This is a genomic window from Mycolicibacterium iranicum (genome assembly GCF_002101705.1).
GTDB lineage: Bacteria > Actinomycetota > Actinomycetes > Mycobacteriales > Mycobacteriaceae > Mycobacterium > Mycobacterium iranicum.
In genome coordinates this window covers 60,328-83,538 of sequence record NZ_LQPC01000028.1, presented here as the reverse complement: position 1 = coordinate 83,538, position 23,211 = coordinate 60,328, and the positions used below count along the sequence as shown (strand labels likewise).

Here is a 23,211-nt window from a genome sequence, read left to right as displayed (position 1 = left end):
CGGGTGCGCGGCGTCACGGGCGCAGCTCGATCACCGTCTTGCCGATTCGCACCGGTGTGCCCATCGGAACTCGTACCGCTGTCGTCACCTTCGCCCTGTCGAGGTATGTGCCGTTGGTCGATCCTAGGTCCTCTACATACCATTCCGGACCTCGCGGTGAGAGCCTGGCGTGGCGCGTCGAGGCGTAATCGTCGGTCAGCACGAGAGTGGAATCATCGGCCCGGCCGATCAGCACGGGTTGGGTTCCCAGCGGGATGCGGGTGCCCGCCAGGGCGCCCTCGGTCACCACCAGCTGGCGCGGCACCGTCCTGCGCTGACGGTTGGGCAGCAACGAGCCGCGCAGCGCCAGCCCGCGTCGCACCATCACCGCGCCGGTGGGCGCATAGATGTCGGTGCGCAGGATGCGCAGCACAGACCAGATGAACAGCCACAGCAGCAACAGGAAGCCGACACGGGTCAGCTGCAGAACAAGCCCCTGCATCTGACGTCCTCTCCGTCCCGTCCTTTCGGCACCGCCACATTACTGGGGCGTCGAGGCCAGTCCTCAGTGAACGCGGACGATGATCTCGGAGTGCCCCAGCCGGATGACGTCGCCGTCGGCCAGCTGCCACTCTTGCACCGGAGCGTTGTTCACCGTCGTGCCGTTGGTGGAATTGAGGTCTGACAATAGCGCGACCTGACCGTCCCAGCGGATCTCCAGGTGGCGTCGTGACACACCCGTGTCCGGAAGCCGGAACTGAGCATCCTGCCCGCGGCCGATCACATTGGCGCCTTCGCGCAGCTGGTAGGTACGCCCGCTGCCGTCGTCGAGCTGCAGGGTGACGGTGGCACCACCCGGGTAGTCGCCCTGACCGGCGCCGTAGCCGCCGTAGCCGCCCTGCTGGGCCGGGGCGCCGTAACCCTGATCGCCATAGCCCTGATCGCCATAGCCCTGGTCCGCGTATCCGGCAGGGGCCTCGCCGTAGCGTCCGTAGTCGGGCTGTGCGTAGTCCTGGCGGCCGTAGGACTGCTGGCCATAGCCGCCCTGGTCGGGGTAGCCACCCTGATCCGGATAGCCGCCGCGATCGGGGTAGCCGCCCTGACGCCCGTAGTCGTAGTCATTAGGAGGAGCACCGTAGCCGGGCTGCCCACCGGGAGGGGGGCCGTAACCGCCGGGCGGACGCTGCTCGTACGACTGCGGGGGATAGTTGCCCGACGGCGGTCCGTAGCCCGCGGGCGGGCGCTGCTCGTACGACGGCGGCGGCGGGTAGCCGCCCTGGTCGGGGTAGCGGCTCTGCTCCGGGTAACCGCCCTGCTCCGGGTAACCGCCCTGCTCCGGGTAACCGCCGCGGGGCGGGTAACCGTGGTCGCCCTGCGGCGGGTAGCCCTGCTCGGCAGGCGGGTAGCCGCGCTGGTCCTCGCCGCGGTTGTAATACTCGTCCTCGGGCCGACCCTGTCCCTGGCCGGCGCGGTAGCTCGGATTGTCGGTCATCGCTGGTACTCCTGGTTCTGCGTGGGACGTGACGTCTCGTGGGGGTGGAGCGGGTTCGACTGTGGTCGCGTCGGGATTGACCGCGCCACGCGCGCGAAACTGTCCGGTGTGCAGGCTGGGTGACTGCTCGAATCTGACGACCACATCACCATACGTTTGCCATCCCTGCTCATGGATGTATCCCTCCAAGTGCTTGGCGAAGGTGGTCGCGGTGATGTCCGGGTCGGCGATCACTTTGTGATAGTCAGGCACACTGAGGGTAATGACGTAGTCGTTCGGGGCCAAAACGCGGCCGCCGTGCAGCTCGCGGGCACCGATGTCGGCCTCGCGGCGAAGCAGCGACTCCACTTCCTGCGGGACTATTGATCCTCCGAACACCCGGGCGAAGGCATTGCCGACCGAATCCTCAAGCTTGCGCTCGAAGCGGCCGACTAGTCCCATGACCCCGATCGCCTCCCTCTCTATGTGCAGGGTTTTCACCCGTGCGTTGTCAGCCACCAGCGTGTCGGCTGGCAGCAATGCTTGCATGCATGCTATCGGCCCTCTGTACCCACCAGGGACAAACAAATCTCTGAGAATCGCATCTGTGCAGGTCACGGACGCGTCCACGCTGGTTTTGGAGATCCCGGGGGTGCGCCAGTACGGTTGGGAAGTGGGGTTGCCTGCGTGATAGGCTCCCCCGGTTGTTTCGGGCGAGTGGCGGAATGGCAGACGCGCTGGCTTCAGGTGCCAGTGTCCTTCGGGACGTGGGGGTTCAAGTCCCCCTTCGCCCACCACGAGGAGTTCCACGAACTCCAGGCGCTAAGGTCACGAACCAGAAATGGTTCGTGACTTTTGTGTTTGGCGGGCAAATGCTGAACCGCGTGACCTAGGGCTCGGGCGGGATGAGCACCAAAAGAGGCCCGGTTAGATGCTCTCGCGGCGGAGAGTCCGAGCACCCAGGCGTGATCTTCGGCGAGATCAGCCAAGAGGGCGTCGAGCAACATGCCTCCGATCCCGGCACCGCGGTGCCCCGGTGCAACGGCGATGCGTAGCTCTGGAGCGGCCCACCCGCGGCGTCGCAGCGCAAGGGGCGGGAGCATCTCCATCACCTCGTTGTCGTCCGGTGCCGAATGAGCCGGTCTTCGAAAGCCAGGCGTAGCGGGCCATCTCGACGACGGACTATTCATCGTCAGGAGTCGCTGCGCGGAGGAGCCCGAGGCGGAGGTGTCATTTCCGGGTTTTGGCAGACGCCGCGTGCAGCTCACACCCTGTTTTACCAGGGCGAACGTCTGGCCCGCGTGATCGACAGTGGGCTTAATGTCGGTGTGTGATTGTGTGGATCAACGGCACCCACGGTGCCGGTAAGACGACAACCAGCGCTTTGGTGCAAAGGCTGCTGCCAGACTCGCGGGTTTTCGACGCCGAGACGGTCGGTGAAGTCTTGATGGACATCACACCTGGGCTTCCCGAAACCGACAATTTCCAGCACTGGCCGCCCTGGAGGCCACTTGTGGTGGAGACCGCTCGCCGGGTCCTCGAATACACCGCGGGCACCCTGGTGATACCCATGACGGTGCTCATCGAGCAGTACTGGCGAGAAATCCACTCAGGACTCACCAACTATGGAATTCCGGTGCGACACTTTGTTCTTCACGCCGACCAGGACACACTTCGCCAACGGATCGAGGGCGACATCGAGATGGGCCCCTCGTCGTTTCGTCTCGACCATCTGCCGGTGTACGCCGAGGCGGCGCGGACCTGGCTACACGCCGAGGCCCACGTCATCGACACCCTAGGCAGGAACGCCGACCAAGTCGCCGCAACCATCGTCGACGCCGTCAAGACTTGAGACAGGATGTGATCGAGCTCGACTTTATCGATCTGCGATGGCCCAGCCTTTGGACGGTTGGGCTCGCTACGGTAAGGCGTGGGCAAGACGATCTACGTAGTGACCCATCCGGAAGCCACCCATCACCAGGACGGCTTAGTCGGCGGCTGGTATGACTCAGACTTGACCGCGAAGGGCTTGGCCGACGCGGTGTCGATCGCACGATGGATACGTGAACAGATCCCGGCCGGGGTCACCACGGACATTGTCTCGTCGGATTTACTGCGTGCCCGACGTACCGCTGAGCAGATCCGCAATGCTGTTGAATCTGTCGTAGCACTGGACCGTCGCCTGCGGGAAAAGTCCTATGGCACAGCAGAAGGACGCCCTCAACGCTGGCTCGATGAGCGCTTTGTTCCCCCGCCAGCTGACGGTGACCGGCTCAACCACGACGAGGGCATACCGGGAGCCGAGACGAAGCGCGATTTCGCGGCGCGGGTGTATTCAGCGATGGAATCCATCACCGCGAACCCCGCCGAGTACCAAGTGATTGTGACACATGGGTTCACACTCACCTTCGTGATCGCAGCGTGGATACAGATGCCTCCGGAGTCGCTGGGCTACGCGAACTTTCGATCAACCCCCGGCAGCATCACCACCCTGCGCCAGGACGACTATTTCCGTAATCGGCAGGTGGCTTCACTCGCTGACACTCAACATTTCGAGCCCACCGGATCAGCATCACCGGTTCTATCCGAATAAGCCTATGAATTCTGTTCGGGCTTAATGGCAACGTTACTGATCCACAGTTCGCTAGCTCGCTGCGGACGCGAGTCTCATCGCATGCACATTCGGATGCAACCCTGCAACGGTTGGGATTCGGCCGCGGCGCGTGTTCCGAGTGCGGAGTCGTTGCCGCTGTTCATGTTTCGATGACGATCTTGCCGATGGTGTGGTGGCTTTCGAGCAGCGAGTGGGCGATCTTCATGTTGTGCACGGTCAGGCCCGTGAGTCGGGTCGTGACAATCGGACGCACCTGGCCGCTGAGGACATATTCACTGATGATCTGCAGAATTCGGCCTTGGTTGCTGGGGTCTGTGCCGCCGCTGATCTGGCTGAAGACCATTTCGGTGTGCAGCGATACGGATTTCTGAATGAGCGGTGCGAGGTCGATCGGCGCGTTGAGGTCGATGGCCGACAAGTGACCGAAGGGCCGCAGCAGTGCGCCGATCCAGGCGAGGTTGGTCGCGGTCGCGGCGGTGGATAGCACCATGTCGACCTGATGGATCCCGGCCTGATTCAGTTGCTCACAGACATCTGCGGTGTGGTCGACCACCAGATCGGCGCCCATTGCGCGACACCAGTCCCGCGACTGCTGACGGGAGGCTGTGCTGATGACAAACGCTGAGGTTCTGGCCTTGAGCAGCTGCACCGCCAACGACCCAACCCCGCCGGCGCCGCCGACGACCAGAACCCGGTCCACTCCCGGCGACAGGCCTGGCTGATCCCGGAACATCGCCTCCCAGCTGGTCAGAATGCCGATGGGCAACGATGCGGCGTCGGTGAAAGAAAGCTGGTCGGGGATCTTGGTGACCACTCGATGGTCCACGGCCAGCTTTTCAGCCCAGCATCCGTCGCGAGTGACATCGCCGGTACCCATCACCCGATCACCCACCGTGAACCCGTTCGCCGCGATACCGGTCTTGATCACCACGCCCGCGAATTCCCAGCCCAGGATTACCTGTCCGCCCGGCTCGGCGCTGCGTTGCGAACGGATCATCGCCTCGCCGGGGTTCACGCCGATCGCATGGATCTCGATCAGCAAGTCGCCCTCACGAAGCCGCGGGTCATCCACCTCTGCCAGATGCATAGCGAACGCTCCCAACGAGTGTGCTCGCGCGTAAGCCAGTGCCTTCATGGCGCCTCCGGTTCTCGAGCTTCGCCTCTGTCGTCGGTGAGGTCGTGGTGTTCCGATGGTTGAGGGGTCTTGCGGTGCGCGGCGGGGACCAGACGCCGGTCAGTCCTGTTTGAGGATGTGCAGGGCCGACAGCGGGCCACCGACCTGCATCAGTCGGCCGCCGTCGCGCAGGGCCCCGACGTCGACCGGAGCGAAACCCAAACCATCGACCAATTCGCGAAAGGTCGCCTTCGCTGCGGCGTCGTCGCCGGCGTAGAACACCACCTGACGCCCGGCGGGGTGGCGCGGGTTTGGCGCAATGTATTCGGCGAATAGCGTGTTGAATGCCTTGATCACCCGCGCATCTGGCACGAGGTTGGCGACCCACTCGCTCCCGGTCTGGTCACCGAGATCGGCAACCTGTATCGGGTCCAGCCGCGCGAACTGGTTGGTGCAATCGACCAGGATGCGTCCTTCCCACGGGGGCAGGTCAACCAGGGCGGCTGCGATGTCCGGCCACATGACCGTGAGAAACACCATGTCACCCTTCGCGGCTTGCGCCACCGTGCCTGCCGAGGTCAGCGGGCCCAGATTGGCAACGACCTCCCAGGGTGGACGGACCGCGACTGTTACTCAACATCACGCGGTGACCGGCGGTCACCAGATGCCGCGCGAGGGCCTGCGCGATGGTGCCGGCGCCGATGGTTCCAAAGTTCATGACCCGCACCGCCTCTCTATCATTTTGATGACGCCCCACATCAATAGCCCAATGCTGTCATGCGTCATTAAAAACTGTCAAGCCGACCACGGCGCGTGGCGGTCAAAAGTCGTCGAAACCGGCCTGCAGGAGTGGGCTAGTATCACATTTGATGACGGCCACCATCGATTGTCTTGCCGCGTGATGATCCAATAGTCCCGGCGGGGAGGAGTTTCCAGTTGCCTCGAATTTCGCGAGAGCAGAAGGAACGCAACCGCGAGCGCATCTTGGCTGCTGCCGGTCAAGCGTTTAGGGCCCGCGGGATCGATGGGGTGGGCATCGACGAGTTGATGAAAACGGCAGGAATGACGCACGGTGGGTTCTACAATCACTTCTCTTCGAAGGAAGAGCTTGCCCTGCAAGTCCTCAACCAGGGCTTCACGGCCTCTCTTGGGTCGGTCGACGATCTAATCGGAGCCCACCCTCGCTCAAGTCGGGCGGCCCTGAACGCCATCATCGACAGCTACCTGAGTACCTACCACCGCGACCACCCCGAAGCGGGGTGCGCTTCCGCGGCTCTAGCTGTCGACACTGGACGGCACGGTCTTCAAGCCCAAAACGAGTACAGGCGCGGCTTGCACGGTTACCTCACCGCCATCACCGCCCTGCTCCGGGGCAGCGCGAAGCAGACCGACGCCAAGCTCGATGCGCGTAGGGCGCGGGATCAGGCCATCGCATTGTTCAGCCAGTTGGTCGGCGCACAAATCATCGCCCGCGCAATCGCCCGGGCTGATCCCGAATTGTCCGATGAAGTGCTCGCCGCAAACAGCAGAGAGCTCAAGCGCCGTTGACTCGATGGACAGCGATCCCGCACAGCTCAAGCACAGACGAGCTCACTTCAGCTGAATGAGGTTCGGCCCGTCGACAACTCGGTAGATTGCCGTCACAAAGGATGAGTGCGCTATCCCGATGGTGGCTGGCCACCCTGCTGAGGCTCGGCCCGCGAACAGAACCGGCAGCGCGACGAGGGTTCGCGTACCTCGGATCTCCGCTGAACACAGCCACGGTTCGCAAGTAATCACCGGCTGAGGTCCGTGGACCTCCTCGTTGAAGTTCTATCGGCCGGCAGCGAGAGCGCTACTTCGACTCACGTCCGTCGTCTCGAAGTGGCTGAGTTACCTTTTGTCCGAACGACTCTCACGCGCTATTCGCCGACAACTCGGGCGAGGTCAATGATTACAGGCAATTGGCGGTCACTCATCGCCGCGGCGCATCCCAGTCGTCGCTACGGCACACCGCGTCGCTGCACCCGCCTCGTTGGCCTCGGAGAACTGCAGGCGAATCAATCCTTCTCGCGCAGGACCGTCGCCTCCAATAGGCGCTGCACGCCCCTCGTCGCCGACGTGTTGACGGCCGTCGCGACGCGGCGCAGCGCGCTGGGCGGCTTGGCGAGGTGCACCCGAACCTCGTCGCCGACGCTGACCACGCCGGGACTTTTCACGTCGGCGTACACGCCGAGGAACCGGTTCGTGCGGTCGGCCAGCTGCCTGGTGATGCCCTTGTCGAGTTCGACACCGGGTTGCGGTCTGGTGGGAACCACGCACCGGATCGTCGGAATCGTCACGTGCAGCCGAACCGGTCCAATCTCCAAGTCGCCGCCCACCCAAGCGGTTTCGGGGAACCTATGCGGGACATCGCCGGCATCGACGAGCACGTTGGGGCGAAACCTGCGGACGTCGTAGCCCTGGTCGTCTGGCGCCAGGTCACGCAGGCTCGCGGTGGTCATCAGATGCACGGGGCTGAGGTCGTAGAACGCGCCCGGCGGTGTGGAGAACCGGGCCAGCGTGACGATGTCCTTCGTCGAGAAAACCGACGTATCGGGGAGCGCCTCGGTCTCGCCAAGGCCAAAGTCCTTGCGCACCTGTGATGCTCGAAAGTTGGCCAACGAGTCCGATACCGTCATCCGGTGTTGACTGGTGTCCCCGACGGGAGGCAGCGCCACCAGACGCATCGGCCTGCCGACGAGCTCGGAGAGCGCGTCGTGGATCGCCGGGTCGTCACTGGCCAGGTCGCGGCCGTCCGGGAACGTCACGACGACAACCGGCACGTTGCCCGGACCCGCATCGGCCGCGGGCTCGGTCGTGTAGCGCGCCATGCAGCCCAGCAGAGCCGGAACTCGCCGCGCTGAGGCGGTGACACCGCGCTCGACGTCGCGGACTGCCCACAGCCGATCGGCGTGAGCGCCCCGACGATCGATCCGCACCCGGTCGACCGAACTCCCGCCCATCGATTTGACGGGGAAGCGCCACAATTGCGCGATCTCCATCGCTACCACCTGCTTTTCCGGTCGGACGCCCGTCGGTGAAAAGACCTTAACAAGTGTGCACATCACAGCTGCGACGTTCATGCGCCTCCTCGAGTTGAAGATGGCGCCTCAGCATCGATGGGGGTGCGACATTGCGCCACGCCCGCTCGATGTACTCCTGCTTTTCGCCCGATCGAGCGCGACAAGCCTCGGAATAAAGTGACATGTCACCTAGTTGTCGGACATGAGACGCAACAAGCGTTTTCGACAACAGGAGGGCAAGATGGCTCAGCTTGAGGGGAAAACAGCACTGATCACCGGCGGCACATCCGGCATCGGTTACGCGGCGGCGCGCGCCTTCGTCGACGAGGGCGCCAAGGTGTTCATCACCGGGCGTACCCAACAGCGCGTCGACGCCGCCGCAGCGTCTCTGGGTTCCGGTGTCGTCGGTGTTGCCAGCGACGTCACCAGCACCGAGGATCTGGACCGACTGGTTGGGGTCATCCGTGACGCAGGCGCCGGCCTCGACATCGTCTTTACCAACGCCGGCAGTGGCGAGTTCGCCACGCTGGAGGAAGAGACCCCCGAACACCTCATCGACACGTTCAACCGCAACGTGGGCGGGACAGTGTTCACCGTGCAGAAAATGCTGCCACTACTCAATCCCGGTGCCTCGATCGTTCTTTCCGGCTCCACAGCGGCCACCAGGGGGACCCCGGCATTCGGCGCCTACGCCGCGGCAAAGGCTGCCATCCGGTCCTTCGGCCGCACCTGGGCCACCGAGTTGGGCGACCGTGGCTTCCGGGTCAACACGGTCGTACCCGGTCCCATCCTGACCGAGGGACTCACCGAACTGGTGCCTGACGAAGACCAGCGGCAGGAGTTCTTCGACGGCCTGGCAACCAACCCGATGAAGCGAATCGGTGATCCTGCCGAACTGGCCGCCGTGGCGGTGTTCCTCGGCTCCGATGCGAGCAGCTTCATGACAGGTGCGGAGATCTTCGTCGACGGCGGGATGAACCAGGTTTAGCTCGTCCATCTGAGGTCGGGATGCGGCAAGGTGCCCTCGCGCAACAGACCCTCGTGAACAACGGCGAGGATGTCGGCGGGGGCATCGTGCTCGGAAGCTAGATCGGCGACGAACGCCCCGTGTACCCACTGTGGCATACACCGGGACCGCGACGGCACAGCCGCATGCCGCCGTTGATCAGAATGGAAACCATGGCCTGGAGCACCCGTGAGATCGCCGCGCTGTCCGGTACCAGCCTGCGGGCGGTGCGGCACTACCACGACGTCGGCCTTCTCGCCGAGCCCGAACGCCGGACCAACGGCTATAAGCAATACGGGGTGACACATCTGGTCCGCCTCGTGCGTATCAAACGTCTTGTCGACTTGGGCTTCTCACTTTCCCAGATCGCCGCGATGGGCGATGCCGACGACCACCCGGCCGCCGAACTGCGCGCCCTCGACGATGAGCTGGCCGCGACCATCGAGCAGCTGCAGCAGGCACGCACCGAGGTGCGTCAGATCCTGGATCAGAAGGCACCGACCGACCTGCCGACGGAATTCGTGTCACCGCACGCGGTCGCCAAACTGTCCGAGGCCGACCGCTCTCTCGTCGTTCTGTTGTCGCGGGTGCTGGGTCCCCGGGGCCGGCAGGTCTACGCCCACCTGCTGGAGAACGCCCCGGACGACCCCGTGGCCTGCGAGTTCGATGATCTGGCCTCCGACGCCGACGAGCGCACCCGCGAGGACCTCGCAGAACGCCTGGTGCCCTACCTGCTGTCGGTGCGCGAGGCACATCCGGGGCTCGCGGAGTCGCGCGCCGACGCCCCCGGCGGGGCGCAATTCGCCGGCAGGGCCATCAACGAGGCCATGCAGGAGCTCTATACCGAAGCGCAGCTCGACGTGCTGCGCCGCAGCCGCGACATCATCCGAGCGACCACTGCGGAAGCGGCAACGGGGCCAGGCGGTAGCTAGGCGGTTCGGTCCCGTGGAGGTGGGCCACAAAGTAGTCCCAGGTGCGTCGGTAGGCGTAGTGCTGGTAGCCGATCAGCGCGTGTTCGCCGCCCGGAATGAGGATCAGATCGAAGTCCTTGTCCGCCTGGATGAGTGCGTGCGCCAGGCGCATCGTCTGATAGGGATGGGCGTTGTCGTCGAGCTCGCCGTGGATCAGCAACAGCTTGCCCTGCAGTTCGGCGGCCAGGTAAGTGTTGGAGATCGTCTTCTTGCCGTCGTCGCTGAGATCGCCGTGGTATTGCTCGGCCCACATGGCCAGGTTGACGGTGTTGTCGTGGTTGCCCGACACCGCGACCGCAACCCGGTAGAAGTCCGGGTACGTGAGCAATGCCCTGGCGGCGGCGAAGGCACCGGCCGATAGACCCGTTATCCCGACGCGCTCGGTGTCCAACCAGCTGTGGCGCCGGCCCAGTTCGCGAATCGCGGCGACGCGGTCGTCGAGGGCGCCTGCGTTGCCCATGTCGCGGTAGGAGTGGTCGTGAAAGGCTTTGCTGCGCCCGGCGGTTCCGCGTCCGTCGATCACCACCACAGCGAAACCCAGCGCTGCCAGCGCCTCGGGTTGGCCGACGTGCGGTGAGTCGAATGCGGCCCCCGCGTTCCAGATCTGCGGGCCTGGATAGATGTGCTCGATGACAGGGTAGCGGCGTTGTGGATCGAAACCGTGTGGACGCCAGAGCAATCCGTAGATGCGGGTTCTGCCGTCGGCGGCGGTGGTGCTGAACCGCTCCGGCGGGCTCCAGCCCTGTTCCTCCAGCGCTGTGGCGGTCGGCGCCTCGAGTTCGACCAGGAGTTGGCCGTCCCCGTCGCGTACCACCGTATGCGGAGGGCGGTGGGGCGCGGATGCTCGTTGAACGAAGTAGCCGCCGCCGTCCGGACTGACCGCGTCGTGGTCGAGGGTGTCGTCCTCGGTGAGTCGCACGAATCCCCGGCCGTCGAGCCCGATTCGGCAGATCTGGCGTACATAGGGATCGTCGGCGACGAGGCCGGCAGCGACGAACCACACCTGCCGGCGCTTCTCGTCGACCCAGAGCACCTTGCGCACCTGCCACTGCCCGCTGGTGATCTGCCGGACCTGTTGTCCGTCGGGCGAATAGAGATAGAGATGGCCCCAGCCATCGCGCTGCGACCACCACACGATCTCACCGGAGTCCAGCACCCGAGTCATCGTTGGTTCTCCCAGCTGCGGCGTCGGGTCCACCCGCGTCTCACCGGATTCGCTGATCAGGGTGGTGACGGCTCCGGTGGCCGGGTCCAGGCGGCGCAGCTCCAGCGTGCGGGCGTCGCGGGAATGGTTCAGGAAGTGCACCGCGTCCCCCGATATGCCGGTCCACCAGGCGTACATGACGGCGGTGCCGTGCATGACAACGGTGGGTTCGGCCTGTCGGACCACGGTGCGGTCCGCCACGTGGAGGACATTCCAGGTCAACATCGCCTGCGCCTCCTCGCCCGGCATGGTGTAGCGGGTGCGGTGCTCGACCGGCCTGCCGCCGTCGGGCGGAGATGATTCGACCAGCACCAGCTCGGGCAGGCCACGCTGATCGATGCGCTGGGCCAGGATCCGTGTCGAGTCCGGTGACCACTGCACGGCGAACAGGGGCGGCAGCCCGAGCACCCGCATCAGCGCTCGCCCGCCGGTCGCATCGGCCATCCCGCCGTATTCGAAGTGCGGTTCGGCGTCGTCGGTGAGCGCGAATTCCTGCTCACCGTCACGGGATCGGACCCAGATGTTGCCGTCGCGGCGAAAAGCCACCCACGACTTGTCGGGCGATTCCACCTCCCAGGGCAGCGCGCGCTCGCCGGTGTCGGCCCGTTCGCAGGTGCCGGCGCCGGGCGACCACACCCACCGTGATCCGAACGCGGTGAAGCCGACCATCCCGTCGCCGCCGAACTCGACGGCGCTGATCGGAAGATCGTCCACGCTGACCGCATGACCGGAAGCCAAGGACAACGCCGCGGCCAAGCGGTCGTGGTCGAACGCGTCGCCTCTGCTGCCGTGGCGCGGATCCACCATTACGAAGCGAGACTCGACCTGATACCAGAAACGGTGGCCGTCCGGAAGCCACTGAGGCTGTATTGATGCTCCGGGCACGCGGCGTGCCCGGTACGGTGCCAGCATCTGCTCAGCGCGGGCGTAGTCGGCGGCGGTCAAGATCGTTTCGTGGGGGGCCGCGGTGGCATCGGAATTCACAGCCACAATGGAACAGCAGGACGTAACGGCACAGTCAACGCTCGCGCGGAACCGGCCGCGTCGGGACAAGCTGTGCTGATTCCCTGTCGCCCGACCAACGCACATGAACCGTCCACCACACGAAGAGGTCACGGACCAGAAACGGTCCGTGACCTCTTTTGTTCGATCGGCGGCGCCGCTACCTCGAAGGCCGGATCCTAACTCGGCTGGTTGCGCTGGAAGTTGCTCTGCGCCGCGGCGTTGGCGTTCCAGTTCTGCTGGCGGATGTCCGGTGTCACGCAGATGATGTCTCCGTCGAACGCCTCACGCCAGACGAAGCCGGAGACACAGTTGATGCTTGCCGGAACCTTGTTGGCGTATGGGGCGGCATTCTCCGCCGCAGTGCGAGCCCGGAACCCCGGCGACACGCAGACGGTGTCGCCAGGGCGCGCTTCCCGCCACACCAGTCCTTGGATACACGTGTCGGGGCCGTACGGCAGTGCCGGAGCCGCGAAGGCCTGCACCGGCGCGCCGGCAGCCATCGCGGCGGCGACGATGCCGAGCACCTTCGCCTGTTGTGCAAGTTGTTGTTTCACAGCCATGACGTTGTCCTTCTTTCTCATTGATGAATCTGTCAGCTCCCGCACTCAACTCAGGAACGGCTGGCCCCCCGGTCAGCTGACAGAAACCTAAGGCGGCACAACGCGAGACGATTGCGTAGTGGACTATCTGATTTCTCCGGGGTTAGCCCCCAGCGGTCCGCGGACGCCCGCCCCAATGGCGCGCCGGCCGGCATAAATGAGGCGAACACCGCATGTACCGAACCGGGTGGGGTGGCGAGACTTTAGGTCGTCAGGAGGTCGACCCCGGAATGGGCAACGCGCCCTCCCAGAGCCTGGACGGCTCCTACAGCCTCGAGCACAGCAATCTCTGGGACGGTGCGAACCCGCCGGCGGGGTCGGACCGCACGGTATGCGGGAACGACATGTTCACCGGCATCCCCATCCCCTGCTAGCCGCCGCGAACTTCGTCGGTGATCTCCACGCCCCCGCCCTGGCGGTGGTCGTTCATGTTGCGGCACTCCCCGAAAATTCGGACGCCGCCGCGCTCGGGGTAGTTGCCCGGCCCGATCACCGCCCACACATTGCCTTGGTGGACGGCGTCGCCGGCGGTGTGGATCCCGGGCGGGGTGCCCGCCTCCCAGCCCGGCACCCCCGCGACCTTCGAGGCGACCTCCTTGGCCATGTCCACGTTGTCGGTGCCAGGCGGAACCACGAACGCGAGATCGACGCGGCTCCGGTAGGGCGGATCGCCCTGGTCGTTGCACCACTCCCAGCCGTAACTCGCATAGGCGATGTCCAGATTCGCCGCCTGCGTGATGGCTTTGGCGGCGTCGACCACCTGGGCGCGCGACTCCTCGTCGGAGATCGGGGTCGGCTCCGGCCGGTCTCGCTTGAACGGGATCATCTCCGAACATCCTCCTGTCGCGGGAAGCGCGGTGGCGAGTAGGACCAGCAGCGCCGCGGTGCGGCGCCTGGCGCGGCGGTTGTTCACGGGCATCGTCGTCATTGGAAACTCATTGTCCTGGCCGGTCCCATTCCGGGTCGTAGATCATCGGCGTCTCGACGGAAAGATGCGGCAACGGGACTTCCCCGATGATCGGCATGTCGACGTTCTGCGGGGTGGAGACCGTCAGCTCCGTGCGGTGCTCGGCCAGCAGGCCCAGATCGCCGAGGCCGTCGCCGTTACCGACGACGATCTGAGTCATGCTCCGCAGCGACTCGCTGCCGGAGGTGTAGTAATACGAGTGGTCGGAGGGGTCGATCATGTCCGCGCCGGGCACCTCGGCCCGGAAGCGTGTCGCGCCGAAGTCTTCGAACGCCGGGTCGGCGCCTAGTCCTGCCGACGGCCCGATCATGTTGCCGAGCGAGTCGTTGAGTTCGTCGGGCAGAGTGTTGCCCATCTGTCCGAGCCAGCCGACGGGATCGGTGGACGCGTCGCCGATGTAGACCTGGCCGCCGTCGACGTTGAAATCGCCCGCATTCTGTGCGACGTCGGTGCCCGGGCTGCCCAGCAGGATGGCATCGTTGGCCTGCAAGCCACTGTTGGCGAACGCGTCCGCGACGGTGGTCGAGCCGTAGGAGTGCCCGGCGACGGTGACGTGCTGCGGCACGCCGGATTCGTGAGTCACGTTAAGGCTGTTGACATCCCACGCCAGCGCATCCCCTCCGGCACGGGCGAGGCCGGTGTTGGCGATGTTCGGATCGGTGAAGCTCTCCGGGGTGTCGTAGCCCATCCAGGAGATGACCGCTGTGGGCTCTCGCGGTGCCGCCGCCAGCGATTCGTCGTAAAGGTTGATGGCGTCGTTGTGGCCGTCGGAGAGCCAGCCGTCGCGGACGCTGGCGCTGGTGCCCGGAACGATGACGGCGGTGTTCACTGCCTTGTCGGGGTTGCCGATCGCAACGGCCGCGCGCCCCTTGCCGTCGAAGGCCTGCGGGTCGTAGGCCCACAGCATCGTAGGACGCCAGTTCTCACGCATCCGCTCCTCGGCGGTGACGTCACTGTAGCGACGCGGCTGTCCGTCTGGACCCTTGAGCTCGTTGGACCCGGTCATCTGGTGGATCAGGCCCTCCTGGGTCTTCTTCGCGTTCTGGTAGCGCGTGATGTCGTTCTCGGACAGCCCGTACCGTCCGGGGTTGGCGGCCACCTCGTCGGCGGATACGTTGTTGGACCTGGCGGCGCTCTCCACGCGATCGAGGTCGTCATCCATCACCGCCACATTGATGGGATCGCGGGCCTCGGCGGGAATCCCGTTGAGATTGCCGAGGATTGGCGGATGCTCTGCGATCAGCTCCTGCTGTTGTTGCTCGCTGAGCGAGTCCCACCACGCCTTGACGTCGGCAGGGTCGGTGTCTGGTGATGGGATCTGGAGGAGCTGTCCGCCGACCTCGACCGGTGGATTGGGGATGTCGACGCCGGCGGCCTGGTCGATCGCCGAGGCGGTGTTCTCGTCGAGGTCGGTGAACAGCCGCAGCATCTCTTTGAGAAAGGTGCTGAGTTTCTCGGCGATGCCTTTGAGCAAGTCGCCGACCAGCCACTGCTCCGGCGTCACGGTGCCGTCGTCGGCCACCGCGAACCCGAAGCGCTCGGTCGTCGCCACCAGATCCAGGAGCGCATCGCGCAGCGCACCCATCTGCAGACCACCATTGCGCAGGGCGGACTCCAGGTTCAGCAAGCGGCGGGCGATCCGCTCCTGTTTGGCGATGTCGTCGAGACCCCTGTCGAGGGCAGCGGTCGCGGCATCTCCCGACCAGCGGTCTTGCAGCAAGGACAGCATCTCGCGGCCGCCGGTGATGACGGCCTGCAGCTCGGAGTGCTTGCCGCGCATGACATCGGCAGCGTCGACAAGCCTGTCGGGCTGCGATTCCCGCACCGTCGAAATCGATACCGACAAGTTCCCTCCCTCAGCGGCACTGTTGATCGTTCCATATGGGGGACGGGTGTCGGCGGGGGTGGGGCTAGGCTGACCGCATGGGCGGCCAGCAGATCCCCGGGGGCGTGGTACACAAGCTGCCCGCCGATCTGCGCACCGCGCTGGCAGGCAATGCGGACGCGCTGGCCGCGTGGAAGGACATCACGCCGCTGGCGCGCAACGAGTTCATCTGCTGGGTGGAGGACGCCAAGCAGGACAAGACCCGAGAACGACGGATTCGGCGCACTCAGGAGGAGTTGGAAGAGGGTATGCGCCGCCCGTGCTGCTGGCCAGGCTGCAAGCACCGCGAACGTACCGGCAAGGCCTAACCGTCGGCGTTGTCACCGGCTAGCGCAGCGCGGCGCGCCCGCGGATCCGTCCCAGCACGATCAACGACACCAGCGTCACCGTGAGCAGCAGCGTGGTGCTGGCGGCTGCCTGGAACACCTGGCCGCGATCGGTCAGCCCGAAGATGGTGACCGGCAGCGTCTTCCACGTCGCGGGATAGACCATCACGGTAGCGCCCAGCTCACCCATCGACAGGGCAACGGCGAGCCCGGCTGCCGCACCGAGGGCGGGCAGAAGCAGCGGCAGCGTGACCCGGATCAGCACTCGCGCGGGGCTCGCTCCGAGCGACTCGGCCGCCTGCCGGTAGGCGGGGTCGAGGCGGTCCAGCGCGGCGGAGACGGCACTGAAGGCGAACGCCATCACCAGGACGGCGTGGGCGAGGATCACGATCCAGCGAGTCCCGCCGAGCAGCAACGGTTTCGAGTTGAATGCAATGAGCAGCCCCAAACCGATCGCGACGGACGGCACCGCGATGGGCAGATGAAACACCGCATCGGTGATGCGGCGCAGCCAGTCGGGGGCTTCTCGCGCGGCAAGTGCCGCCCAGGTGCCGACGACCAGTGCGAAACCTCCTGCGAGGAAGGCGGTTTGAAGGCTCACCGAGAGGCTGGCGAGATCCTGGCCGGACAGTGCGTCACCGAACCGGGCGAAGCCCAGGTCGGAGGGCAGAGGCCCGGTCCACGAACCCGCGAGCCCGGCCAGCAGGACGGTACCGAGCGGCAGCATGAACACCACCAGCACGACGATCCCGAAGACCGCCAGGGTCACCCCTCTACTTCGGCGGCTCCACAGCAGCATCGCCAACCCCCCTTCGGGTCGTCAACCGGGCAAAGACCACCCGGTAAAGGCCGTACAGCGCGAGCGAAAGGAGAACCTGGACGGTCGCAATCACCGCGGCGCCGGGCAGGTCGAACGTGACGATGCCACGCGTGTAGATCAGCACCGGCAAGGTGATGACGCCTTTGGCTCCGGTGAACAACACGATGCCGAATTCGTTGAGCGTCAACAGCAGAACGAGGCTGCCACCGGCGGCCAGCGCGGGCCAAGCTTCGGGCAGGATGACCGCTCTGAGCACCCTCCACGGCGAGGCACCCAGGCTCGCAGCGACGTTCAGCTGCGACTGGGGGATCAGAGAGAACGCGGCGAGCAGTGGCCGCACCACGAACGGTGTGAAGAAGGTGATCTCGGCGGTGATGACGCCGGCGGGCGTGTAGAGGAAGTCCAGCATCGGTGAGCTTGAGCCAGTGATGGCCGAGATCGCCGCGTTGATCGCACCGGCACTCCCGTAGAGGAACGTGAACGCCAGGGTGATGAGGAACGACGGCAACGCCAGCACCGTATCGATCAGGCGGCCGACGACGGCCGAGCCCGGGAATGGGACGAAAGCGAGCACGATGGCCAGGAAGGTGCCGAGGATGAGGCAGCCGAGTGTGGATGTCGCTGCGATGGCGACCGTGCGCCACAGCGCGTCGCGGAACATCTCGGAACCGAGGACCTCGCCCCAGGAGCCGTCCGCCGACGATTCCATGAACACCCGGACCAACGGGTAGAGCACGACAAGCAGAACCAGCAGCAGCGGCGGCAGTACCCACAGCCAAGCCCTCGACCGCGGGGCGGCGGTGGTCGACGGCGGAGGTGTCGTTTCGGGTCGCTCGAGAAGACCTGTCATGCCGCGGTGCCCGGCGACACCAACACACCGGCGGGTTCGGGGAGTCGCAACCCGACGACGCTGCCGATTTCGAACGGCGTGTGACCCGGTACGTCGACGTCGACGAGGATGTCGGGAAGTGACTCGACGGCAAGGACCAGCCGGGTCACCGCTCCGCGCCACACCGCGGCGTTCACGTTCGCCTGCAACGCATCCCGCTCACGTGTCGACACCACCTGCATCGCGTGCGGTCGCACGCACAGCAGCGCCTGCGACCCAGGAGCCCAGTCGGCATGACCGAACGCGGGCTGCGGCGCTTCGGCATTGACGGTGCGGGAGCCAACTTTGACCAGCGCGGAGTTGCCGATCACCCGGCCCACCTCGCAGGGCAACAGGTTCGCCCCGCCGAGAAACGCCGCCGTGAAGCTCGTCGGTGGTCGCTTCCACAGGTTCTCCGCGGTGTCGACATCCATCAGGCGCGCGTCGTTCATCACCACGATGCGGTCCGCCAACGCCAGCGCCTCGGCCTGGTCATGGGTGACATAGAGCATCGCGGTGTCGGGCAGAGCCTCTTTGAGTCGCTGCAGCTCCGCCAGCATCGACTGGCGCAGCTGGGCGTCGAGCGCGGCGAGCGGCTCGTCGAGCAGCAGGACGGACGGCCGGATCGCCAAGGCGCGGGCGATCGCGACGCGCTGCTGCTGTCCGCCGGAAAGCTCACGGGGCAACCGCTTCTGGAAGCCCGACATACCGACCATGTCCAGCACTTCGTTGACTCGCGGGGTGATCTCGCGGCGGGCCACCTTGTGGGCGTGCAGTCCGAACGCGACGTTGTCGGCGACCGACATGTGCGGGAACAGGGCGTAGGACTGCAGTACGACGCCGATGCCGCGACGCGCGGGCGGAAGGTCGGTGACGTCGCGGCCTGCGAGTCGCACCCGCCCCGACGTCGGTCGGACAAACCCCGCGAGCGCGTTCAAAGCCGTTGACTTGCCGGATCCGCTGGGGCCCAGCAGCGCGACGGTCTCGCCCGGTGCCACCCTCAGGTTGAAGTCGATGAGCGCGTGCGTGCCCTTCTTTCCGCGGCCGTAGGAGACTCCGACGCGGTCGAAAAGAATTGCCGCAGTGCCGGGCTCGGCCGCTGTCGGTTGAAGCCGCTGACTCGCGGGGGTGACCCGTGTCTCGGCCATGTCAGCTACCGGTGGCCTTCTGGTATTCGGCGAGGTCGGCGTCAAGGTCGGCGAGCACGGCGTCCCAGTCCGGCACCCAGACGTCGACTCCGTCCAGCACCGCCATCGGCGTATTCGGCGCCGTGGACCCCGAGCCCTTGAGCGATTCGAGGACCGGGATTCCGAGTGCGTCGGGCTCAACCGTCTTCTGGATGTCCTCGGAGATCAGGAAGGCCAGGAGCTTCTTTGCGTCCTCGGCGTGCGGGGCACCCGCGGTCACGCCGGCCACGTAGGGCAGCGAGATGCTGGTGCGCTTCCCGTCGGCGCCGGCCGGAATGAAGATCTCGAATGTGGAGCCGTCGTCCTTGATCGACGCGAGATTCATCTGCACGTCGCCGTTGGCGACCAGCAGTTCGCCGTTGCTCACCTTGGGCTGCAGCTTGCCGGTCGACGACGAGGGTCCGACGTTGTTGGCCTGCAACGCCTTCAGATACTCGAGGGCGCCGGGCTTGCCGAGCAGATGCTGGAGCAGGACGAGCACGGCGGTGCCGTCGCCGGCCTGGCCGGGCGTCGAGTACTGCAGCTTGCCCTTGAACTCGGGTTTGAGCAGGTCGTCCCACGTGACGGGCGGGGGGTTGGCGCCCGGGTTGACGATGAAGCTGAGTGCGTTGTCGACGATCGGCACGAACGTGCCTTCGGGGCCGACCTGATCTTCGGCCATCCCACTGGTGTCGGCGCCGCTGGGCTGCAGCAGGTTGGACTGCGCGGCCCGCTGGATGAAGGGCGGCAGGGTCACCAGCAGGTCAGCCTGCGGATTGGACTGCTCCTTCTCGACACGCGAAACGACCTCGCCCGAACCGGCTTCCACCAAATTGACGTTGATACCGGTCTCTTCGGTGAATTTCTTGAACGTCGGCTCATACCAGCCGGCCAGGCCGTCGGCGCTGTACACGGTGAGTGTCGTGCCGTCACCGGAGCCCGACGATCCGGTTCCGCCGCAGGCGGCGGACAGGGTGGCTACGGCGGCGACGGCAATCACCGACAGTGTCTTACGGAGTTTCATGGTCAGCCTTTCAGGAGGAGGTCAGCGAAGTCGGATACGGAGGTGACGATGTGGGTGGCGCCGGCGGCGACCAGTTGGCGCTCGTCGTGGGCGCCGGTGAGAGTGCCTGCGGCGATGGCACATCCGGCCCGCAGTGCACTCTCGATGTCGCTTGCGGTGTCGCCCAGGGCGGCGACGGACCGCACACTGTCGGCGCCGATCCGTAGCAGGGCGGTGAGGATCAGGTCGGGGTACGGGCGGCCGCGGACGCCGTCACCGGGCGCGAGAACGAGGTCAGCGATGTCGTGCCAGCCGAGCGCGGAGATCAGTTTGCCTTGCGTGTCGGGCGAGAAGCCGGTGGTCAGAGCGACTTTGATCCCGCCTGCGCGAAGCCGTGAAAGTGACTCCGCCGCACCGGTAATCGGTTCGGCACGCCCGGCGGCGATCAGCGAAGCGTAGGACTCTTCGAACGCGGCGTTGGCGCGCTGTGCGGTGTCGTCGTCGTCGAACAGAGCGCGGAACACCGTGATCTTGGACTGTCCCATGGTGTCCAGAACGTATTGGCGCGCATGCTCGCGCTGCGGCCCGCTCGGAGGAAGTCCGCCAGCTTCGGCGGCGGCCTCGAAGGCCTCGACGACGAGGCCGTCGTCGGCGACGGTAGTGCCCGCCATGTCGACGACTGCTAATTGAATTCCGCTGTCCTGCATGCTCACAATCCGATCTCGTTGGCGGTGTGTTCACCGATGACCGGGCCCAGCGTCATGCCGCGCCCGCCTGGTCCTGTCACGACCCAAACTCCGGAGGCGACTTCGGCCCGGTAGGCCAACCGGCCGGGGTCGACGCACTGGCTGTAGACGCCGGCCCACCGCTGCCGGATCGGGGGCAGGCGACGCCCCAGCAGTTCCTCGACGACGCCCGTCAGGTAGGTGTAGGGCGCCTCTGTCACGTCGAAGGCGAACGGCTCGGCGTACTCGTGGGTGTCGCCGATGGTGAGGCCTCCGTGGAGGCGCTGCACGCACAACAGTTGCATGCGGTGCTCGTGGGCCACCGGGTTCTGATTCTCATTGCGCTGCAACGAGTCCAACGCATTGCTTGCATAGGCGGGGTAGTAGCGCAGGCTGTCACCGTCGGCGATCGCGGTGGTCAGCTGTTCGTCGAGGGGGGCGGTCTGCATCATCTGCAGGCGCACCCTGCGTACCGGAATCTCACCGGCGAGATCACGAACCAATCCGCTATGGGTAGCTCCGGCGCAGACGATCACGACATCGGCGTCGTAGGTGTTGCCGCGGTCGTCACGCACACGTGTCCCGTCGACGTCGCGGGCCTCGGCGCCGGGGACGAACGTATAGCGCCCGGTGGCGCCGAGGACGGCGCGGATCGCGGGTAGGGCCTGGCGCGACTCGACAGCGCCGTCGCGCGCGCAGTGCAGGGCGGCGACGAACTTGCCCCGCAGGACGGGATTGACGGCCCGCGCGGCGCCGGGTTCGAGGAGGCGGAAGCCGCGCCGCCCGGCGTCGGCCCGGCTGCAAACCTCCTCCGCGACAGCGACTTCGGCGGGGGTGCGCAACAGCGTCAGCGATCCGCACGGTCGAAAGCCGATCGCGGGCACCTCGGTGCCAATCTCTTCCCACAGGATTCGTGAGCGCAGGCTGGCGTCCAGTTCGCCCGACGAGCGGCCCGATACCCAGACCAGTCCGAAGTTGCGTACGGTGGCGCCGCGCGGCTCGGCTTCGCGCTCGAGGTGGACGACGTCGTGGCCCCGCCGGACTGCTTGCCACGCGTGGGCGGTTCCGAGGATGCCGGCGCCGATGATCGTGACCCGCATGGGCGCTGAGATAACTCCGCGCGAGCGTCCGTGCCGCAAGCACGTGATGTGGGCCGTGGGAACAGCCGGTTAACAATTGGTATAGACCAATTGGGGGTATGGTTTGGCGCATGCCATCACGAGCCGAAGTGGTCCGTGCCGAGACAGCGGCGGTGCTGAAATCTCTGCGCGGTGTGTGGGATGAAGAGGCCGTCGACGAATGGGACCACGCGCTGCAATCGGCGGCCCGCGCCCTGGAAGACGGCGCCGACGACGAACTGGTGTTGGCGGCAGCGCTGCACGACATCGGCCACAGCCCGCTTCTTGGAAGACCCGGAATCGCTGACCATTCCGGGCTGGCGCGGGATTGGATCGTGCCGAGGTTCGGGGCGCGGGTGGGGTGGTTGGCATGGGCGCACGTGGCCGCCAAACGGCACCTCGCCGCGGTGGATCCCGAGTATGCGGCCGCGCTGACTCCGACGTCGGTGGCGTCGCTGGCAGAGCAGGGCGGCCCGCGTGTCGACCCCGAGTTCGCCGACCATCCGTGGTGTGAGGATGCGTTGCGGCTGCGCCGTTACGACGACGCCGCCAAGGACCCCGCCGCGGCCGGCGCGCCACTGGTCGTCGTGCTGGTGATCGCGGCAAAGCTCGCCAGGTGAACGTTCCGAAGCCCTATCTCGTTCGCACCCGACTGGACGAGATTCTCGACGGTCTGCGTGAAGGGGATCGGTTTCCTCCGGAACGGGAACTGGCAGCGCGTTTCGGCGTCGCGCGCGAGACCGTCCGCCAGGCGGTGCACGAACTGCTCGTCGAGGGCCGCATCGAACGCCGCGGCCGGGGCACCGTGGTGTCGCGACCCAAGCTCGTCCAACCGCTGTCACTGAAGTCGTACACCGAGGGCGCGCAGCGCATGGGCCGGGCGCCGGGCCGGCTGCTGGTGACGTGGGAGAACGTCAGCGTCGACGCGGAAGTCGCTGCTGCTCTTGAGGTCTCGGCGTCCTCACGGGTGATGCACCTGGAGCGCATCCTGCTCGCCGACGGCGCGCGCATCGGGCTGGAGAGCACTTATCTTCCGCTGCACAGGTTCGCGGACTTGAGCGACGACTTCGATCCGACGAGGTCGCTCTACGCAGCTCTCCGGGCCAGGGGGGTGGAGTTCGGCACGGCAACCGAGCGCATCGAGACGGTCCTGCCGTCACCCCGGGAAGCGGGCTTACTCGAGTCGACGACCGCGATGCCGATGCTGCTCCTCAACCGCCGATCCCTCGACGCGGACGGTGCGCCGATCGAGGTGGTGCGCGCGCTCTACCGCGGCGACCGGGTGGCATTCGAAGCGGTGCTCACCGACCGCTGACCGATGACATT

At 66.0% G+C, this 23,211-nt stretch carries 26 protein-coding genes, 1 tRNA gene and 1 pseudogene; 11 read left to right on the top strand and 17 right to left on the bottom strand.

Going from position 1 to position 23,211, the window contains the following annotated elements; genetic code table 11:
* Positions 1–13: 13 nt before the first annotated feature.
* The gene (locus tag AWC12_RS11185) at positions 14–481 is read right to left on the bottom strand and encodes an FHA domain-containing protein FhaB/FipA (protein ID WP_024445128.1); all 468 of its coding nucleotides are present in this window, start codon (positions 479–481) and stop codon (positions 14–16) included.
* 63 nt (positions 482–544) lie between these two features.
* A complete protein-coding gene (locus AWC12_RS11180) occupies positions 545–1,999 on the bottom strand; it encodes an FHA domain-containing protein (RefSeq protein WP_085174314.1) in 1,455 nt (484 codons plus the stop codon).
* Between the two features lie 162 nt (positions 2,000–2,161).
* On the opposite strand from AWC12_RS11180, the gene AWC12_RS11175 reads away from it, so the two are divergent.
* A tRNA-Leu gene (locus AWC12_RS11175) sits at positions 2,162–2,247 on the top strand.
* A 132-nt stretch (positions 2,248–2,379) separates the two neighbouring features.
* Here the strand turns inward: AWC12_RS11175 and AWC12_RS32035 are convergent.
* Positions 2,380–2,553, bottom strand: a pseudogene (locus AWC12_RS32035) (GNAT family N-acetyltransferase); the annotation flags it as partial.
* 227 nt (positions 2,554–2,780) lie between these two features.
* Between AWC12_RS32035 and AWC12_RS11170 the strand changes: the two are divergent.
* Positions 2,781–3,302 (top strand): AAA family ATPase, encoded by a 522-nt coding sequence (locus AWC12_RS11170; RefSeq protein WP_085174312.1) that lies wholly within the window; start codon positions 2,781–2,783, stop codon positions 3,300–3,302.
* Between the two features lie 78 nt (positions 3,303–3,380).
* A complete protein-coding gene (locus AWC12_RS11165) occupies positions 3,381–4,043 on the top strand; it encodes a histidine phosphatase family protein (protein WP_085174310.1) in 663 nt (220 codons plus the stop codon).
* Between the two features lie 160 nt (positions 4,044–4,203).
* Here AWC12_RS11165 and AWC12_RS11160 read toward each other — a convergent pair whose 3' ends face one another.
* From AWC12_RS11160 to AWC12_RS31600, 3 genes are all read right to left on the bottom strand, one after another.
* On the bottom strand, positions 4,204–5,151 hold the full coding sequence (locus AWC12_RS11160; protein WP_207576412.1) for an alcohol dehydrogenase catalytic domain-containing protein: 948 nt from the start codon (positions 5,149–5,151) through the stop codon (positions 4,204–4,206).
* Between the two features lie 147 nt (positions 5,152–5,298).
* Positions 5,299–5,715 carry an NADPH-dependent F420 reductase gene (locus tag AWC12_RS11155; RefSeq protein ID WP_234813970.1) on the bottom strand — a complete coding sequence of 139 codons (417 nt, stop codon included), beginning with the start codon at positions 5,713–5,715 and terminating at the stop codon, positions 5,299–5,301.
* A gap of 4 nt (positions 5,716–5,719) precedes the next feature.
* Entirely contained in the window at positions 5,720–5,896 is a 177-nt protein-coding gene (locus tag AWC12_RS31600; RefSeq protein ID WP_234813969.1) for an NAD(P)-binding domain-containing protein, read from the bottom strand.
* Between AWC12_RS31600 and AWC12_RS31065 the strand changes: the two genes are divergently transcribed.
* Together AWC12_RS31065 and AWC12_RS11150 are read left to right on the top strand one after the other, a co-directional pair.
* The gene (locus AWC12_RS31065; protein ID WP_165762794.1) at positions 5,825–6,091 is read left to right on the top strand and encodes a hypothetical protein; all 267 of its coding nucleotides are present in this window, start codon (positions 5,825–5,827) and stop codon (positions 6,089–6,091) included. The two genes, AWC12_RS31600 and AWC12_RS31065, sit on opposite strands and share 72 nt — an antisense overlap.
* Complete coding sequence (locus tag AWC12_RS11150; protein ID WP_337360669.1) at positions 6,070–6,726, top strand: TetR/AcrR family transcriptional regulator; 657 nt, start codon at positions 6,070–6,072, stop codon at positions 6,724–6,726. Before AWC12_RS31065 ends, AWC12_RS11150 begins: the two co-directional genes overlap by 22 nt.
* A 491-nt stretch (positions 6,727–7,217) precedes the next feature.
* Here the strand turns inward: AWC12_RS11150 and AWC12_RS11145 are convergent, their stop codons facing one another.
* On the bottom strand, positions 7,218–8,201 hold the full coding sequence (locus AWC12_RS11145) for an MOSC domain-containing protein (protein ID WP_110808617.1): 984 nt from the start codon (positions 8,199–8,201) through the stop codon (positions 7,218–7,220).
* A gap of 262 nt (positions 8,202–8,463) precedes the next feature.
* Here AWC12_RS11145 and AWC12_RS11140 point away from each other — a divergent pair, with 262 nt between their 5' ends.
* Together AWC12_RS11140 and AWC12_RS11135 are read left to right on the top strand one after the other, a co-directional pair.
* Positions 8,464–9,210 (top strand): SDR family oxidoreductase, encoded by a 747-nt coding sequence (locus AWC12_RS11140; RefSeq protein ID WP_024448768.1) that lies wholly within the window; start codon positions 8,464–8,466, stop codon positions 9,208–9,210.
* Between the two features lie 191 nt (positions 9,211–9,401).
* Positions 9,402–10,160 carry a helix-turn-helix domain-containing protein gene (locus AWC12_RS11135; protein WP_024448769.1) on the top strand — a complete coding sequence of 253 codons (759 nt, stop codon included), beginning with the start codon at positions 9,402–9,404 and terminating at the stop codon, positions 10,158–10,160.
* On the opposite strand, the gene AWC12_RS11130 is transcribed toward AWC12_RS11135, so the two are convergent.
* Together AWC12_RS11130 and AWC12_RS11125 are read right to left on the bottom strand one after the other, a co-directional pair.
* Positions 10,111–12,315 (bottom strand): S9 family peptidase, encoded by a 2,205-nt coding sequence (locus AWC12_RS11130; protein WP_337360670.1) that lies wholly within the window; start codon positions 12,313–12,315, stop codon positions 10,111–10,113. The two genes, AWC12_RS11135 and AWC12_RS11130, sit on opposite strands and share 50 nt — an antisense overlap.
* 269 nt (positions 12,316–12,584) lie before the next feature.
* On the bottom strand, positions 12,585–12,968 hold the full coding sequence (locus tag AWC12_RS11125; protein ID WP_133057329.1) for a hypothetical protein: 384 nt from the start codon (positions 12,966–12,968) through the stop codon (positions 12,585–12,587).
* A gap of 212 nt (positions 12,969–13,180) precedes the next feature.
* Here AWC12_RS11125 and AWC12_RS30825 point away from each other — a divergent pair, with 212 nt between their 5' ends.
* On the top strand, positions 13,181–13,381 hold the full coding sequence (locus AWC12_RS30825; protein WP_133057328.1) for a hypothetical protein: 201 nt from the start codon (positions 13,181–13,183) through the stop codon (positions 13,379–13,381).
* On the opposite strand, the gene AWC12_RS11120 is transcribed toward AWC12_RS30825, so the two are convergent.
* The gene (locus AWC12_RS11120; RefSeq protein WP_234813964.1) at positions 13,378–13,935 is read right to left on the bottom strand and encodes a lipoprotein LppJ family protein; all 558 of its coding nucleotides are present in this window, start codon (positions 13,933–13,935) and stop codon (positions 13,378–13,380) included. The genes AWC12_RS30825 and AWC12_RS11120 overlap by 4 nt on opposite strands.
* Positions 13,936–13,942: 7 nt before the next feature.
* On the bottom strand, positions 13,943–15,820 hold the full coding sequence (locus AWC12_RS11115) for an alpha/beta hydrolase (RefSeq protein WP_085174305.1): 1,878 nt from the start codon (positions 15,818–15,820) through the stop codon (positions 13,943–13,945).
* A 77-nt stretch (positions 15,821–15,897) separates the two neighbouring features.
* Here AWC12_RS11115 and AWC12_RS11110 point away from each other — a divergent pair, with 77 nt between their 5' ends.
* The gene (locus AWC12_RS11110; protein WP_024448774.1) at positions 15,898–16,167 is read left to right on the top strand and encodes a YdeI/OmpD-associated family protein; all 270 of its coding nucleotides are present in this window, start codon (positions 15,898–15,900) and stop codon (positions 16,165–16,167) included.
* A 19-nt stretch (positions 16,168–16,186) separates the two neighbouring features.
* Here AWC12_RS11110 and AWC12_RS11105 read toward each other — a convergent pair whose 3' ends face one another.
* Genes AWC12_RS11105 through AWC12_RS11080 form a run of 6 tightly spaced genes read right to left on the bottom strand, consistent with a single transcriptional unit; the run spans position 16,187 to position 21,867 of the window.
* Positions 16,187–16,984, bottom strand: a complete 798-nt coding sequence (locus AWC12_RS11105; protein ID WP_085174303.1) for an ABC transporter permease — start codon at positions 16,982–16,984, stop codon at positions 16,187–16,189.
* On the bottom strand, positions 16,959–17,855 hold the full coding sequence (locus tag AWC12_RS11100) for a 2-aminoethylphosphonate ABC transporter permease subunit (protein ID WP_085174301.1): 897 nt from the start codon (positions 17,853–17,855) through the stop codon (positions 16,959–16,961). Before AWC12_RS11100 ends, AWC12_RS11105 begins: the two co-directional genes overlap by 26 nt.
* The gene (locus tag AWC12_RS11095; protein WP_085174299.1) at positions 17,852–19,021 is read right to left on the bottom strand and encodes an ABC transporter ATP-binding protein; all 1,170 of its coding nucleotides are present in this window, start codon (positions 19,019–19,021) and stop codon (positions 17,852–17,854) included. The genes AWC12_RS11100 and AWC12_RS11095 overlap by 4 nt, the downstream gene beginning before the upstream one ends.
* 1 nt (position 19,022) lies before the next feature.
* Positions 19,023–20,063, bottom strand: a complete 1,041-nt coding sequence (locus AWC12_RS11090) for a 2-aminoethylphosphonate ABC transporter substrate-binding protein (protein WP_085174297.1) — start codon at positions 20,061–20,063, stop codon at positions 19,023–19,025.
* Between the two features lie 2 nt (positions 20,064–20,065).
* Complete coding sequence (locus AWC12_RS11085) at positions 20,066–20,749, bottom strand: phosphonatase-like hydrolase (RefSeq protein WP_085174295.1); 684 nt, start codon at positions 20,747–20,749, stop codon at positions 20,066–20,068.
* Between the two features lie 2 nt (positions 20,750–20,751).
* On the bottom strand, positions 20,752–21,867 hold the full coding sequence (locus AWC12_RS11080; protein ID WP_085174293.1) for a TIGR03364 family FAD-dependent oxidoreductase: 1,116 nt from the start codon (positions 21,865–21,867) through the stop codon (positions 20,752–20,754).
* Positions 21,868–21,977: 110 nt separating this feature from the next.
* On the opposite strand from AWC12_RS11080, the gene AWC12_RS11075 reads away from it, so the two are divergent.
* Positions 21,978–22,505: an HD domain-containing protein gene (locus tag AWC12_RS11075; protein ID WP_085174291.1), complete on the top strand. Its 528-nt coding sequence runs from the start codon at positions 21,978–21,980 to the stop codon at positions 22,503–22,505.
* Positions 22,502–23,200 carry a GntR family transcriptional regulator gene (locus AWC12_RS11070; RefSeq protein WP_085174289.1) on the top strand — a complete coding sequence of 233 codons (699 nt, stop codon included), beginning with the start codon at positions 22,502–22,504 and terminating at the stop codon, positions 23,198–23,200. The genes AWC12_RS11075 and AWC12_RS11070 overlap by 4 nt, the downstream gene beginning before the upstream one ends.
* Positions 23,201–23,211: the final 11 nt, after the last annotated feature.

Bases quoted from the DNA above. Each gene is read 5' to 3' on its own strand.
- AWC12_RS30825 (WP_133057328.1), top strand. From the start codon at position 13,181: ATGTACCGAACCGGGTGGGGTGGCGAGACTTTAGGTCGTCAGGAGGTC.
- AWC12_RS11100 (WP_085174301.1), bottom strand. From the start codon at position 17,855: ATGACAGGTCTTCTCGAGCGACCCGAAACGACACCTCCGCCGTCGACC.
- AWC12_RS11185 (WP_024445128.1), bottom strand. From the start codon at position 481: ATGCAGGGGCTTGTTCTGCAGCTGACCCGTGTCGGCTTCCTGTTGCTG.
- AWC12_RS11140 (WP_024448768.1), top strand. From the start codon at position 8,464: ATGGCTCAGCTTGAGGGGAAAACAGCACTGATCACCGGCGGCACATCC.
- AWC12_RS11130 (WP_337360670.1), bottom strand. From the start codon at position 12,315: ATGCTGGCACCGTACCGGGCACGCCGCGTGCCCGGAGCATCAATACAG.
- AWC12_RS11125 (WP_133057329.1), bottom strand. From the start codon at position 12,968: ATGGCTGTGAAACAACAACTTGCACAACAGGCGAAGGTGCTCGGCATC.
- AWC12_RS11160 (WP_207576412.1), bottom strand. From the start codon at position 5,151: ATGCATCTGGCAGAGGTGGATGACCCGCGGCTTCGTGAGGGCGACTTG.
- AWC12_RS11135 (WP_024448769.1), top strand. From the start codon at position 9,402: ATGGCCTGGAGCACCCGTGAGATCGCCGCGCTGTCCGGTACCAGCCTG.
- AWC12_RS11090 (WP_085174297.1), bottom strand. From the start codon at position 20,063: ATGAAACTCCGTAAGACACTGTCGGTGATTGCCGTCGCCGCCGTAGCC.
- AWC12_RS11180 (WP_085174314.1), bottom strand. From the start codon at position 1,999: ATGCAAGCATTGCTGCCAGCCGACACGCTGGTGGCTGACAACGCACGG.
- AWC12_RS11095 (WP_085174299.1), bottom strand. From the start codon at position 19,021: ATGGCCGAGACACGGGTCACCCCCGCGAGTCAGCGGCTTCAACCGACA.
- AWC12_RS11120 (WP_234813964.1), bottom strand. From the start codon at position 13,935: ATGACGACGATGCCCGTGAACAACCGCCGCGCCAGGCGCCGCACCGCG.
- AWC12_RS11075 (WP_085174291.1), top strand. From the start codon at position 21,978: ATGCCATCACGAGCCGAAGTGGTCCGTGCCGAGACAGCGGCGGTGCTG.
- AWC12_RS11110 (WP_024448774.1), top strand. From the start codon at position 15,898: ATGGGCGGCCAGCAGATCCCCGGGGGCGTGGTACACAAGCTGCCCGCC.
- AWC12_RS11105 (WP_085174303.1), bottom strand. From the start codon at position 16,984: ATGCTGCTGTGGAGCCGCCGAAGTAGAGGGGTGACCCTGGCGGTCTTC.
- AWC12_RS11085 (WP_085174295.1), bottom strand. From the start codon at position 20,749: ATGCAGGACAGCGGAATTCAATTAGCAGTCGTCGACATGGCGGGCACT.
- AWC12_RS31600 (WP_234813969.1), bottom strand. From the start codon at position 5,896: ATGAACTTTGGAACCATCGGCGCCGGCACCATCGCGCAGGCCCTCGCG.
- AWC12_RS11145 (WP_110808617.1), bottom strand. From the start codon at position 8,201: ATGGAGATCGCGCAATTGTGGCGCTTCCCCGTCAAATCGATGGGCGGG.
- AWC12_RS11080 (WP_085174293.1), bottom strand. From the start codon at position 21,867: ATGCGGGTCACGATCATCGGCGCCGGCATCCTCGGAACCGCCCACGCG.